Genomic DNA, 12,221 nt, shown 5'->3' with positions numbered 1-12,221 from the left:
GTGCGGTTTCGGTTCAGAAGTTCGCTTGAAGAACTCGAGGAAATGATGAAGCGAACTTCTGAACCACCGCACTGGTCCTGCTCTCTCAGCGGTAACTTACAGCCTTGGCGGCGGCGACGACGTCCGCCACCGTCGGCAGCGCGAGCTTTTCGAGATTGGCCGCGTATGGCATCGGCACGTCCTTGCCCGACACGCGTGCGACCGGCGCGTCGAGATAATCGAACGCGTTCTCCATGATGCGCGCTGCGATCTCGGCGCCGACGCCGGACTGTTGCCAGCCTTCTTCGACCACCACAGCGCGCGAAGTCTTCTTCACCGAATTGATAATCGTCTCGGTGTCCATCGGACGCAGCGTGCGCAGATCGATGACCTCCGCCTCGATGCCTTCCTTGGCGAGTTCGTCGGCGGCACCCAGCGCGTAGGTCATGCCGTTCGACCACGCGATCAGCGTGACGTCCTTGCCCGCACGCACGATCCGCGCCTTGCCGATCGGAACGACATAGTCGTCGAGCTTCGGCACGTCGCCGGTGTGGCCGTAGAGAATTTCGTTCTCGAGGAAAATCACCGGATTCGGGTCACGGATCGCGGCCTTGAGCAACCCCTTCGCATCCGCTGCCGAATATGGCGAGACAACCTTGAGGCCCGGAATCTGCGAGTACCACGCCGAGTAATCCTGGCTGTGCTGCGCGGCCACGCGCGCCGCCGCGCCATTCGGACCACGGAACACGATCGAACAGCCCATCTGGCCGCCGGACATGTAGAGCGTCTTCGCTGCGGAGTTGATGATCTGGTCGATCGCCTGCATCGCGAAGTTGAACGTCATGAACTCCACGATGGGCTTCAGCCCGGCCATTGCCGCACCGACGCCGACACCGGCGAAGCCGTGTTCGGTGATCGGCGTGTCGATCACGCGGCGGGCGCCGAACTCCTGCAACAGGCCCTGGGTAATCTTGTAGGCGCCCTGATACTCGGCGACCTCTTCGCCCATCACGAATACGTCGCCGTCGCGGCGCATCTCCTCGGCCATGGCGTCGCGGAGCGCTTCACGCACCGTCATCTTCACCATCTCGGTACCGGGCGGCACTTCGGGGTCCGGCTCGACCGGGGCCACGGGGGCTGCGACGGCAGCCGGAGCGCTGATCTGGGGCTTGCCTTCCCCGACGGGTGAGCGGGACTCTTCAACTTCTTGCTTAACTTCAACGGAGGCTTTGGCCGCAGCGGCTGCCGGGGCCTTGCCCAGATCGGCGGCGCTTTCGCCGTCGCTCAGGATGGTCGCGATCGGTGTGTTGACCGCGACATCGTTGGTGCCTTCGGCGACGAGGATCTTGCCCAGCGTCCCCTCGTCGGTGGCCTCGACTTCCATCGTGGCTTTGTCGGTTTCGATCTCGGCGATGACGTCGCCGGACTTGATGGCTTCACCCTCTTTTTTCAGCCATTTGGAGAGGTTGCCTTTCTCCATGGTGGGCGAAAGCGCGGGCATCAGAACTTGAATCGGCATGGTGACTCCGCACTTATCGGTAGATGTCGGTGTAAAGCTCGGAGGCATCCGGCTCCGGCGCGTGCTGCGCGAAATCAGCCGCCGCATTGACGATCTCGCGCACGTCCGCGTCGACCGCTTTCAGTTCCTGCTCGCTCACCTTGAGATCAAGCAAACGCTGCCTCACCTGCTCGATCGGATCGCTGTCGTGGCGCACCTTGTCCACTTCCTCGCGGGTCCGGTACTTCGCGGGGTCGGACATCGAATGACCACGGTAACGGTACGTCTGCATCTCCAGGATATAAGGCCCGTTGCCCTCACGGCACCACTGCACAGCCTTGTCGCCGGCGGCCTTCACCGCACGGACGTCCATACCATCGACCTGTTCACCCGGAATGTTGAAAGACGCGCCGCGCTTGGAGAAATCGGTCTGCGCCGACGAGCGGGTGACCGACGTGCCCATGGCGTAACGGTTGTTCTCGATGACAAAGATAATGGGAAGCTTCCACAGCTCCGCCATGTTGAAGCTCTCGTAGACCTGACCCTGGTTCGCCGCGCCATCGCCAAAATAGGCAATGCTGACATTTTTGTTGCCGCGATATCGATTGGCGAACGCGAGGCCGGTACCAAGCGGAACCTGTGCGCCGACGATGCCATGACCGCCGTAGAAGTTCTTCTCCTTGCTGAACATATGCATGGAGCCGCCTTTGCCCTTGGAGTAGCCGGCTTCACGTCCCGTCAGCTCAGCCATCACCCCCTTGGGGTCCATGCCGCAGGCCAGCATATGACCGTGATCGCGATAGCTGGTGATGATCTGGTCGCCCTGTTCAAGGGACATCTGCATGCCCACCACGACCGCTTCCTGACCGATATAAAGATGGCAGAAGCCACCGATCGCGCCCATTCCATAGAGTTGCCCCGCCTTCTCCTCGAAGCGCCGGATCAGCATCATCTCGCGAAACGCGCGAAGTTCCTGCTCCTTCGTGAAGGTCAGATTGTTGGGATGGCGGGAGCCGTTGCCGGCATCCTGCGCGGCCGTTTTCTTCGCTGTTGCCATAGCTTGTCCGGATAAGAGAGCAGGTACCAACCTCTGTACCCCAACTCCCATCGCAATGAAAAGCATCGCGTGCGCGAACGCATCACGCATCTATGACGCAATGCAGCGACAGCAATTTTAGAATCGAAAGCGGGCGATTTTTGAAATTTGAAATCTAGCGTGGTGGTTCGCAACGGAGCGCGCCGCAAAATCAGGCGAACTTCGGATTCAGGACACTAGTTCTGGCCGGTCATCCGCACGAGATCGCGCGGATGCACATAGTCGAGCTGGTAACGCGCGCGTTCGTCGAGCATGTCAGGATCGACGCGGTCCGAACGAAGCAGTGAAACGCGCTGTTCTGCCGCAGTTCGTTCGGCTTTGAGCCGCGCCAGCTCGGCAGTCAGCAGCACGATTTCTTGATCGAGTTCCTGGCGCGCATTCAGGCCGTACTTGCCGGTATACGCATTAACGCCAAAATAGGCGATCAACGCCGCCGCGATCGCGTACAGCGCAAGGCCGGTCATGATGGCTTTGAGTCGCGTGCGTGAAACCATACCCGCACGATGCGACAGCCCGGTTAACCTATCGCTAACAACCGGGCTGGCACGTCGCGACGGCGATTATTTCTTGAGCTTGTCGACCCAGGCCGCATAAGCCTCGATGTAGGTCTTCAAGACCTTTTCGAGAGCTTCCTTGATCAGGTTGCCGTTCTCGTCGAAGGCGTCGCCCACCCCGTTCAGATAGATTTCGGGCTGCTGGAGGATCGGGCCGCTGTAACCCGGGAGTATCTGCTTGAGGTTCATAGCCGCGCAGACGCCGCCCAGTGGACCAGGTGAGCTGCTGACGATGCCGATGGGCTTGCCGAGAAATGAACTCTTGCCGGACGGCCGCGAAGCGACGTCGATGGCGTTTTTCAGCACGCCAGGAATTGAGCGATTGTATTCCGGCGTCACGAACAGCACGGCATCGGATGCCTGGATTTTCTCCCGGAACGAAACCCAGTCCGCCGGCGGCGTCGCTTCCAGATCCTGATTGAAAAACGACAGGCCATGAAGCGTCACGATCTCGAGCTTGAGCGACGGCGGCGCGATCTTGGCAAAAGCTTTGGCGATCTTGAGCGAAAACGACTCCTTGCGGAGGCTGCCGACGATAACGGCAACGGTATGGGCCATGAGAACATCCTTTCAACGGCAAGCAAATTCTGTGGGGCGGGCTTAGCCTCGCCCCCAAAAGGATGCAAGTGCATTAACTTCAGATCGCGGGATCGTGTGGTGCGGGTTAGCATAGGATGACTCTAAATCGGTCGCGGTACCGCCGTCATCCTGAGGTGCGAGGGCAACGCCCGAGCCTCGAAGGGCGACGGCGTTTCATGCCCCATCATCCTTCGAGGCTCGCAAAAGCTCGCACCTCAGGATGACGGGACAGACCTCTGCCAATCTCACCTCATCACACTTTACCCCAACACCTCATCATTGTGCTGACCCAGCCGGGGCGCGCCGGAGTGCGGATGCGGGCGCTGGCCGTCGAACGAAATCGGCAAACCGACCACGGGCAACTCGCTGCCCGGCAACGTGCGCATCAGGTCAGACGCCTTGAACTGTTCGGTCTGCTGCAATTCCGCGATGGTGTTGACCGGACTGGACGGCACGCCCACTGCCTCGAAGGCGGCCAGCCACTCGGCCCGCGTCTTTGTCAGCAGCACTGGCTTCAGCAGCCCAATCAGGGTGTCGCGATGGACGAACCTGTCCCTGCCCCGCGCAAACCTTGGATCGGTACACCACTCGGGAAATCCGAGCACGACCGCGAGCTTGTGAAACAGCCGGTCATAACCGGCGGCGATCACCAGCGGATGATCGGCGGTATCGAACACCTGATACGGCACGATCGTCGGCGTCGCCGCGCCGGTTCGTGGCGAAAGTTCCTGCGTAACGTGATACGTCGCCAGCGATGAATCGACCCACGATGCCGCGCTGTCGAGCAGCGAGGTATCGATCACGCAGCCCTTGCCGGTGACATGACGCTGCTGAAGCGCACCCAGGGCGCCGATCACGCACCACTGCGCGGTGGCCTTGTCGTTGATCGCAGGTGCGCAGAATGTCGGCGGGTCTTCATGACGGCCGGTCTGCATCATCACGCCGCCGAACGCCTGAAGCAGCGGATCGAAGCCTGGCGCCTTCGACAGCGGGCCCTTCGGTCCGAACGCCCAGATCGAACAGTAGATCAGGCGCGGATTGATCGCGCACATGTGTTCTGGACCGATGCCGAGATCGCTGACCACGCCCGAGCGGAGATTCTGGATCAGGATGTCCGCATCGCGCACAAGCGTCTTGAGCTTTTCGATATCGGCCGCGTTCTTCATGTCGAGGGTCACCGACCGCTTGTTGCGGTTGGTGACGTGGAACATGATCGAGGCTTCTTCAATGAAGGGAGGCCCCCAGCTGCGCGCATCGTCGCCGCCGTCGGGTTTCTCGATCTTGATGACGTCCGCGCCCATGTCCGCGAGGATCGCCCCGGCAAGCGGACCCGCGAGCGCCTGCCCGATCTCGATGACTTTAATTCCGGCAAGCGGACCATTCATGGGTCGTTCTCCCGCAGCTTGATTTTAGCGGACGCCACTCAAGCGAGTGCGGCCTGCCAAGGCAAGCCGCAAGCGCAATATGAAAACGAAACCCAGCGTTGCGTCGGCACGCCTTCCGGCGCAGCCCGTCTTACGCCAGCGCCTTGAGCGCCGACCTGCCGGCGTAGATGGCCTGATTGCCGAGTTCCTGCTCGATACGCAGCAACTGGTTGTACTTCGCGGTGCGGTCCGCGCGCGCCAGCGATCCGGTCTTGATCTGACCGCAGTTGGTGGCCACCGCGAGATCGGCAATGGTCGAATCTTCCGTCTCGCCGGAGCGATGCGACATCACGGCGGTGTAGGCCGCCTTGTGCGCCATCTCGACCGCGGCGAGCGTCTCGGTGAGCGAGCCGATCTGGTTGACCTTCACCAGAATGGAATTGCCGAGGCCCTTCCTGATGCCGTCCGCGAGGCGCGTGACGTTGGTGACGAACAGGTCGTCACCGACAAGCTGGCACTTCGATCCGATCAGGTCGGTCAGTTCCTTCCAGCCGTCCATGTCGTCTTCGGCCATGCCGTCTTCGATGGAGACGATCGGATAGCGCGACGCAAGGTCGGCGAGATACTTGGCCTGTTCCGAGCGCGAACGGGTTTTCTTCTCGCCTTCATAGACATACGAGCCGTCCTTGAAGAACTCGGTCGCGGCGCAATCCAGCGCCAGCATGACGTTGCCGCCGGCCTTGTATCCGGCCTTGGCAATCGCGGCCATGACGAAATCCAGCGCCGCGTCCGCTGACGGCAGGTTCGGAGCGAAGCCGCCCTCGTCGCCGACATTGGTGTTGTGACCGGCCTTCTTCAATTCGGATTTCAGCGTGTGGAAAATCTCCGCGCCGCAGCGCAAACCTTCCGCGAAGTTCTTAGCCCCGACCGGCATCACCATGATTTCCTGGAAATCGATCGGATTGTCCGCATGCACGCCGCCGTTGACGATGTTCATCATCGGCACCGGAAGGGTACGCGCCGAGGTGCCGCCGACGTAGCGATAGAGCGGCATGCCGAGCGATTCCGCCGCCGCCTTGGCGACAGCCAGCGACACGCCGAGGATGGCGTTGGCGCCCAGCCGGCTCTTGTTCGGCGTGCCATCGAGATCGATCATCGTCTGATCGATCTGGACCTGCTGCTCGGCCTCCATGCCGCCGATCGCATCGAATATCTCCCCGTTGACCGCCTCAACAGCCTTCTGCACGCCCTTGCCCAGATAACGGTCCTTGTCGCCATCGCGCAGTTCGACCGCCTCATGTGCGCCCGTGGATGCGCCCGATGGAACGGCTGCGCGGCCAAGCGAACCGTCTTCCAGCACCACATCGACTTCAACGGTCGGGTTGCCGCGGCTGTCAAGAATTTCGCGGCCGATGATGTCGACGATGGCGGTCATGTGCATCTCTTCCTTCAGGTTAGAATGTGGTGCTTCTACAGCAAGGATTATTGCGGGAAAAGGCCGCGCAGATGGCAATTGCAGCGGAAATTATCGGGAAAACGCAGCCAGCACGGCCGAGGTTTCCCGCACGAGATTCTCCATGAGAGCTTGCGCCGTTCTATCCTTCAGAAGCCGCGCCCCTTGCCCTGCCTGAAGTGACAGAAATTCACCCTTCCCCCGCGCGATGGCAGACTTGCGGAGCGATCCGCTAAACCAGTTCTGGATCGGATAAGGCGGCAAGCTCTTGGCATGAACCGCCATTTCCTCCATGAAACGGTTGCGGATCGCGCGCACCAGGCGCCCACTGAAAACGCGGGTCAGTTGCGTGTTGCTCGCCTCGGGCCGAAACAGCATGTCACGATGGACGGGTGGCGCGCCGGATTCGTCACAGCCAAGAAAGGCCGTACCGATCTGAACCGCCTGCGCGCCGAGCGCCAGCACAGCAGCCATGCCGCGGCCATCGGCGATGGCACCTGCGGCAATGACCGGAATTTTGACGCGATCGGCCACCTGGGGAACGAGCGCCAGTGTTCCCGTCAGCGAGTCTTCCGCCGGCCGGAGGAAGGATGGCCGATGACCGCCGGCTTCAAAGCCGGTCGCAACAATTGCATCGAGTCCCGCCTCTTCAAGAACCTCGGCCTCCTCGACAGTTGTGGCGGTGCCAATCGTGAAAATGTCCCGCTTACGGCACGCTTGCAGAATATCTTTCGAGGGTATCCCGAAGACAAAACTCGCCACATCGGGTTTCGCGTCAAGCAAGGCTTCGACTTGCGCCCCGTAATCCTGAGCGAACCGCGCGGGCGGTTTTGGCGCTTCCATGCCAAGTTCGCGATAATATGGACCGAACCAGTCGGCGATTTGCTCGAATGCATCGGGACTCAGGTTTGGTTCGGTCTCGGTCATCACCCACAAATTAAGCGCGAATGGCTTGCGCGTTTTTGTTCGGATGTCGGCGCAAACTTCCAGGATCTGCGCCGGCGACAGCGCGTTCGCGCCGAATGAGCCGAGGCCACCTGCGTTGGATACCGCCGCCACAAGCTGCGTAGACGAGACACCGCCGCCGAACGGCCCCTGAACAATAGGATAGGCAAGACCCAGCACTTTCGTGATCTGCGTATCTGTCCACATTGTTCAGGTGCCCCATCCGATAAAAGCGCTTCGCCAACTTGGCGGCTACAAAAGTCCGGCCCTTGCCGTGACGTTTACGCCAGGAATGGCTATCGTGGGGCTCATGGAGAAATAAATGTCACGAAAGCCAAGCAAAAAATTTTCACCCCGCGCGCCGTTGCAACTCGGCCAACAGGTCGAAACGCCGGCTTCGCCGGACGCCGCCAACCTCGACCGGGTGCCGAACCCGCATCCGAAGGACAATTATCTGGTTCGCTTCGTGGCGCCCGAGTTCACCTCACTCTGCCCGATCACGGGCCAGCCCGACTTCGCGCATCTGGTGATCGACTATGTGCCGGATCAATGGCTGGTCGAGTCCAAGGCGCTGAAGCTGTATCTGTCGAGCTTCCGCAATCACGGCGCCTTCCATGAAGACTGCACGGTCGGGATCGGCAAGCGGCTGGTGAAGGAGATCAAGCCGCGGTGGCTGCGGATCGGCGGCTACTGGTATCCGCGCGGCGGCATTCCCATCGACGTATTCTGGCAGACCGGCAAATTGCCGAACGGCGTCTGGGTGCCGGATCAGGGCGTCGCGCCGTATCGCGGACGGGGTTAAATGTCGGTGAGGTCCGCCGGCTTCTGATGCAGCAAACGCGCCGCGACGATGCCGAGCACAAGAATCGCCGCCGCGCTGAGGATCAGCGTCGCCTGCTTGCCGGCATGCGCCAGCGTGAAGCCATATACGATCGGTCCCACCGCCTGCCCCATGAAGAAACAGAATGCATGCAGTGACATCGCCGAGGCGCGCGCCTCGGGCGCGAGGTCGCTAGAGAACACCTGCAACGACCCGTGCAGCGAGTAAAACCCCCAACCCATGATGAGGAACGAGATCGCCTGAATCTCCCAGCGCGGACCGAACGCGATAATCACGAACTGCAACGCCACGACCGCCGCGCCGCCGACCATCAGTCCGTTGACGCCAAATCGCGGCAGCAGCTGCGAGACGCTCATGCTGTAGAGCAGCCCGCCCAATGCAAATGCCGCGATGACAACACCGGGGATGGAGGCGCGGGTCTCGCCGAGTTCGAACAGAAAGGCGGCGACGAACGGGAAAAGGCCGAGAACGCAAATTCCTTCGATGAACACCGCGATGAAAACAACGCGCGCGTTCGGATTTTTCAGGATCGTGCGGTAGCCATCCTTGAGCGATTTGAAACTGACGCCGCTTCTCGGACTGGTGACGCCGCCGCGCCGGAAGCCCATGAACACCGCCACCGAGGCGACCACCATGATCGCGCCGAGAACCGCCAGGACACCGCGCCAGCCGAGAAAATCGCCGATCACGCCGGCAGCCGACGCACCCAGCAGATTTCCGGTCATTGCTCCGGCCAGCACGCGGCTCAGCGCGACTTGCCTTTGCGCTGTCGGCACCAGATCGCCGGTCAATCCGAATGCGATGGGAAATGTGCCCCCGGCCGCGATACCGACCAGCACACGCGACACGAACAGCATTTCAAACGAGGTCGCCGCTGCCCCGATAAGATTGGCGACACCCAGCAAGACAAGGCACGCGATCATGAGCCGTGGTTTGCCGAACATGTCGGCGGCCGCACCGAGAACAGGCTGCACAATGGCGAATGTCAGGGCAACGACTGCGGAGAGGCTCGCGGCTGTCGCAACCGTGACGCCGAAATCGCCGGCCACAAGCGGAAGCACCGGCTCCATTGCGCGCGACGAAAGTGCTGACGCGAACGTCGTCGCGGCGATGACATTGAGGATTGGCAGCATCAGGACTTCGTTCGTTCCCTTTACGCCGCGCTGGCCACCGGCCTAGCGCGTTCCGCTCCTACCCGTTTCCTTGGCGAGCGCATCGAAGGCCATCAGGTTCTTCATCAGGGCCTCGAAATCTTTCAGCGGCACCATGTTCGGGCCGTCCGACGGCGCGTTGTCGGGATCCGGATGCGTCTCGATAAACACGCCCGCAACACCGACCGCGACGGCGGCCCGCGCCAGCACCGGCACGAACTCCCGTTCGCCGCCGGATGAAGTCCCCTTGCCGCCCGGCTGCTGCACGGAATGGGTCGCATCGAAGATCACCGGCGCGCCAGTGGTGCGCGCGAGGATCGGCAGCGCCCTCATGTCGGACACAAGAGTGTTGTAACCGAACGATGCGCCGCGTTCGGTCACCATGACATTCGGATTGCCGCCGCCGGTGACCTTGCCGACGACATTGGCCATGTCCCACGGCGCGAGAAACTGACCCTTCTTGACATTAACGACCTTGCCGGTCGCGGCCGCCGCCAGCAGCAGGTCCGTCTGACGGCAGAGGAACGCAGGGATCTGCAACACATCGACCGCCTCGGCGACGCTCGCGCATTGTTCGATTTCATGCACATCCGTCAGCACCGGCAAACCGAGCGTTTCACGAATCTCCGCGAAGATCGGCAGCGCCTTCTCCAGGCCCATGCCACGCGCGCCGGACGCGCTGGTGCGGTTGGCCTTGTCGAACGACGTCTTGTAGACGAGGCCGATCTTGAGGCGCGCAGCGATCTCCTTCAGCGCGGAGGCGACTTCCAGTCCATGTGCGCGGCTTTCGAGTTGGCACGGCCCTGCAATCACCGCGAGCGGCAGCGCGTTGCCGAACTTGACGTTGCCTGCGGAAACCACCGGGGCTGCGGATACGGCCTTTTTCAAGTCATTTGTCCTCGCGTAAAGCGCCACTCTTGCAGCGCAGGCCGGCGAATATCAACCCGCCGGCCGGAGAAAACGTCATTGCGAGCGAAAGGAAGCAATCCGGTCTTCCGGGCAATCGCGTGCTGGATTGTCTTGCCGCAAGCGCTCTCCGTAGTGGCGGCTAAGCCGTCTCGAATATCAGGGTTGCACCAAAAGCTGACTCTGGCGGCACCACCAGCCGGCCGATGTGCCGGTGCGAGGCCACCCCGCCGCTTTTGAGGACACGCTCGGTTGCATCGATGTCCGGCACCGCAAGGCGCAGCCCTTTCAGCGAAGCGCCCTCGCCGTCAAGTTTGGGCAAGATTCCAAACTGGTCGCGGAACGACACCGCCTCCATGATCTCGACATCGCCGCGCGGCGTCTTGGCTGTGATGCCGATCGAACTCGAATGGAGATCGCGCACGCCGGTCAAGGCGCCCAGAAAAACGTGATGGTCGGCCGGATTGTCCGCGACCAGCACCGCGCCAAGCACACCGCTCGCGCCGTTCGGGTGCTGCTGATAGTCCGGCTTCCAGAACGCGGCGGGGTTGTGCTGGCGGCAGGTGAAGAAACCTGTGTGAGGAGATAGTGCATCACGCGCGAAGGCGAGCGAAAAACCAACGGTCGCGGAGCTTCCATCAGGCAGTTTGGCTTCACGCGAGAACGGCAGCGCTTCCGAGACACCAATGCCACTTCGTGCAAAGTCGGCAACGTCGGCCTCGCTGTCCGTGCTTTCGAGTACCAGCATCGAAAAGCCCTCGCCGCGCGCGATCGCCGCGCGATTGGGAGCACCGAAATGCAGCGACAGGCCGTCGTCTCCAAGCTTCTCGGGTTCGGCGACGGTCAGAATCTCGATGAAGAAGCCGGGGAACTGCACAACGTGATTATGCGTTCCCCACGGATGTCTGTTACGCGCGCCGACCTTGAATCCGGCACAGCGATAGAAATCCGCCGCGGCATCGAGATCGCGAGCGGCATGGACGATGTGATCGAGACCGCGGGACATGACCGATGCGCGAATGCGCCCCTTACTTCACTGCGGAAAAAGCCGTCGGCGTCAGGAACTGGCTGGTGATGTTCTCAACGATCTGGCCGTTCTTTTCGGTTTCGGCCCGCGTGGAGAGCCAGACCGGATCAGTCGCGAACGCGGTCCATTTCGTATCGCGATCAGCCATCGAGTCCCATTGGAGGAAGTAGGTCAGTTCCTGGCTGGACTGGCCGATGACCGTGGTGAAAAAGCCGGCCTGCCGGATGCCATGCTTTTCCCAGATCTTCAGCGTGTGGTTCTCGAAGCGCTTCAGCAAATCCGGGAGCCGTCCCGGAACACAGCGATAGACGCGCATTTCATAGATTTTGGTCATTGCCCCTCTTGTTGTTTGAACCGCCGCGCGAGCCGCGCCGACTGTAATTATGCAGGCTCTTCCGATCCGGCATATAGTGGCCTCGGCATGCCGTTATCAAGCGCTTCCCGGCCATGGGACCAATGCGGGAATTATTCATGCAAAAGACTTTGCTTGGCCTGATGCTGGCCATCGTGGCGTCCGGCTTGGTGACATCCGGTTTAGCGCACGCGCAGTCACCCGGAACGCCCGGCGTGGTCACAGGCGGCGCCAGCGGCGTGACCTTCAACGGCAAGCCCGCCGCACGTCAGGGCGACACCACCAGCGACAGCGGCGTGATCGTTGAAGGTTCTCCGAACGTCTTCATCAACGGCAAGCCAGCGGCTGTGATGAGCAGCAAGACCGGCTGCGGCGGTGTGGTCGTTGGCGGCGCAGGCAGCATCATCATCAACGGAAAGTCAGCGGTCCGCACCGGCGATCAGACATCAGGATGTCCGAAGTAGAAATCCGGCAGC

Annotated in this window: 13 protein-coding genes; 2 read left to right on the top strand and 11 right to left on the bottom strand. The window is 61.5% G+C overall.

Annotated elements, in window-relative coordinates:
• Window positions 1–85 precede the first annotated feature (85 nt).
• From AC1Q6J_RS11200 to AC1Q6J_RS11170, 7 genes are all read right to left on the bottom strand, one after another.
• Window positions 86–1,498: a pyruvate dehydrogenase complex E1 component subunit beta gene (locus AC1Q6J_RS11200; protein WP_492279390.1), complete on the bottom strand. Its 1,413-nt coding sequence runs from the start codon at window positions 1,496–1,498 to the stop codon at window positions 86–88.
• A gap of 13 nt (window positions 1,499–1,511) precedes the next feature.
• The gene (gene pdhA, locus AC1Q6J_RS11195; RefSeq protein ID WP_492279444.1) at window positions 1,512–2,534 is read right to left on the bottom strand and encodes a pyruvate dehydrogenase (acetyl-transferring) E1 component subunit alpha; all 1,023 of its coding nucleotides are present in this window, start codon (window positions 2,532–2,534) and stop codon (window positions 1,512–1,514) included.
• A gap of 215 nt (window positions 2,535–2,749) precedes the next feature.
• Window positions 2,750–3,067 (bottom strand): FtsB family cell division protein, encoded by a 318-nt coding sequence (locus tag AC1Q6J_RS11190; protein WP_024921855.1) that lies wholly within the window; start codon window positions 3,065–3,067, stop codon window positions 2,750–2,752.
• Window positions 3,068–3,133: 66 nt separating this feature from the next.
• Window positions 3,134–3,685 carry an NADPH-dependent FMN reductase gene (locus AC1Q6J_RS11185; protein WP_492279389.1) on the bottom strand — a complete coding sequence of 184 codons (552 nt, stop codon included), beginning with the start codon at window positions 3,683–3,685 and terminating at the stop codon, window positions 3,134–3,136.
• Window positions 3,686–3,966: 281 nt separating this feature from the next.
• On the bottom strand, window positions 3,967–5,091 hold the full coding sequence (locus AC1Q6J_RS11180; protein ID WP_492279388.1) for a CaiB/BaiF CoA transferase family protein: 1,125 nt from the start codon (window positions 5,089–5,091) through the stop codon (window positions 3,967–3,969).
• A 130-nt stretch (window positions 5,092–5,221) separates the two neighbouring features.
• Entirely contained in the window at window positions 5,222–6,505 is a 1,284-nt protein-coding gene (eno, locus tag AC1Q6J_RS11175; protein ID WP_492279387.1) for a phosphopyruvate hydratase, read from the bottom strand.
• Window positions 6,506–6,595: 90 nt separating this feature from the next.
• Entirely contained in the window at window positions 6,596–7,675 is a 1,080-nt protein-coding gene (locus AC1Q6J_RS11170) for an NAD(P)H-dependent flavin oxidoreductase (protein WP_492279386.1), read from the bottom strand.
• A gap of 115 nt (window positions 7,676–7,790) precedes the next feature.
• Between AC1Q6J_RS11170 and queF the strand changes: the two genes are divergently transcribed.
• On the top strand, window positions 7,791–8,270 hold the full coding sequence (queF, locus tag AC1Q6J_RS11165) for a preQ(1) synthase (RefSeq protein ID WP_492279385.1): 480 nt from the start codon (window positions 7,791–7,793) through the stop codon (window positions 8,268–8,270).
• Here the strand turns inward: queF and AC1Q6J_RS11160 are convergent.
• From AC1Q6J_RS11160 to AC1Q6J_RS11145, 4 genes are all read right to left on the bottom strand, one after another.
• The gene (locus AC1Q6J_RS11160) at window positions 8,267–9,442 is read right to left on the bottom strand and encodes an MFS transporter (protein ID WP_492279384.1); all 1,176 of its coding nucleotides are present in this window, start codon (window positions 9,440–9,442) and stop codon (window positions 8,267–8,269) included. The two genes, queF and AC1Q6J_RS11160, sit on opposite strands and share 4 nt — an antisense overlap.
• A gap of 42 nt (window positions 9,443–9,484) precedes the next feature.
• Window positions 9,485–10,348, bottom strand: a complete 864-nt coding sequence (kdsA, locus tag AC1Q6J_RS11155) for a 3-deoxy-8-phosphooctulonate synthase (RefSeq protein WP_492279383.1) — start codon at window positions 10,346–10,348, stop codon at window positions 9,485–9,487.
• Window positions 10,349–10,508: 160 nt separating this feature from the next.
• Window positions 10,509–11,372 carry a VOC family protein gene (locus AC1Q6J_RS11150; RefSeq protein ID WP_492279382.1) on the bottom strand — a complete coding sequence of 288 codons (864 nt, stop codon included), beginning with the start codon at window positions 11,370–11,372 and terminating at the stop codon, window positions 10,509–10,511.
• A gap of 22 nt (window positions 11,373–11,394) precedes the next feature.
• Complete coding sequence (locus AC1Q6J_RS11145; RefSeq protein ID WP_492279381.1) at window positions 11,395–11,727, bottom strand: NIPSNAP family protein; 333 nt, start codon at window positions 11,725–11,727, stop codon at window positions 11,395–11,397.
• Window positions 11,728–11,864: 137 nt separating this feature from the next.
• Between AC1Q6J_RS11145 and AC1Q6J_RS11140 the strand changes: the two genes are divergently transcribed.
• A complete protein-coding gene (locus AC1Q6J_RS11140; protein ID WP_492279380.1) occupies window positions 11,865–12,209 on the top strand; it encodes a PAAR domain-containing protein in 345 nt (114 codons plus the stop codon).
• The last annotated feature ends 12 nt before the right edge of the window (window positions 12,210–12,221 follow it).

Source organism: Afipia sp. MLSD5-FHT05B12 (assembly GCF_058793355.1).
Note: the sequence above shows the minus strand (reverse complement) of the source record. Positions and strands in the feature narration are given on the sequence as shown.

Bases quoted from the DNA above. Each gene is read 5' to 3' on its own strand.
- AC1Q6J_RS11200 (WP_492279390.1), bottom strand. From the start codon at position 1,498: ATGCCGATTCAAGTTCTGATGCCCGCGCTTTCGCCCACCATGGAGAAA.
- pdhA (WP_492279444.1), bottom strand. From the start codon at position 2,534: ATGGCAACAGCGAAGAAAACGGCCGCGCAGGATGCCGGCAACGGCTCC.
- AC1Q6J_RS11190 (WP_024921855.1), bottom strand. From the start codon at position 3,067: ATGGTTTCACGCACGCGACTCAAAGCCATCATGACCGGCCTTGCGCTG.
- AC1Q6J_RS11185 (WP_492279389.1), bottom strand. From the start codon at position 3,685: ATGGCCCATACCGTTGCCGTTATCGTCGGCAGCCTCCGCAAGGAGTCG.
- AC1Q6J_RS11180 (WP_492279388.1), bottom strand. From the start codon at position 5,091: ATGAATGGTCCGCTTGCCGGAATTAAAGTCATCGAGATCGGGCAGGCG.
- eno (WP_492279387.1), bottom strand. From the start codon at position 6,505: ATGACCGCCATCGTCGACATCATCGGCCGCGAAATTCTTGACAGCCGC.
- AC1Q6J_RS11170 (WP_492279386.1), bottom strand. From the start codon at position 7,675: ATGTGGACAGATACGCAGATCACGAAAGTGCTGGGTCTTGCCTATCCT.
- queF (WP_492279385.1), top strand. From the start codon at position 7,791: ATGTCACGAAAGCCAAGCAAAAAATTTTCACCCCGCGCGCCGTTGCAA.
- AC1Q6J_RS11160 (WP_492279384.1), bottom strand. From the start codon at position 9,442: ATGCTGCCAATCCTCAATGTCATCGCCGCGACGACGTTCGCGTCAGCA.
- AC1Q6J_RS11150 (WP_492279382.1), bottom strand. From the start codon at position 11,372: ATGTCCCGCGGTCTCGATCACATCGTCCATGCCGCTCGCGATCTCGAT.
- AC1Q6J_RS11145 (WP_492279381.1), bottom strand. From the start codon at position 11,727: ATGACCAAAATCTATGAAATGCGCGTCTATCGCTGTGTTCCGGGACGG.
- AC1Q6J_RS11140 (WP_492279380.1), top strand. From the start codon at position 11,865: ATGCAAAAGACTTTGCTTGGCCTGATGCTGGCCATCGTGGCGTCCGGC.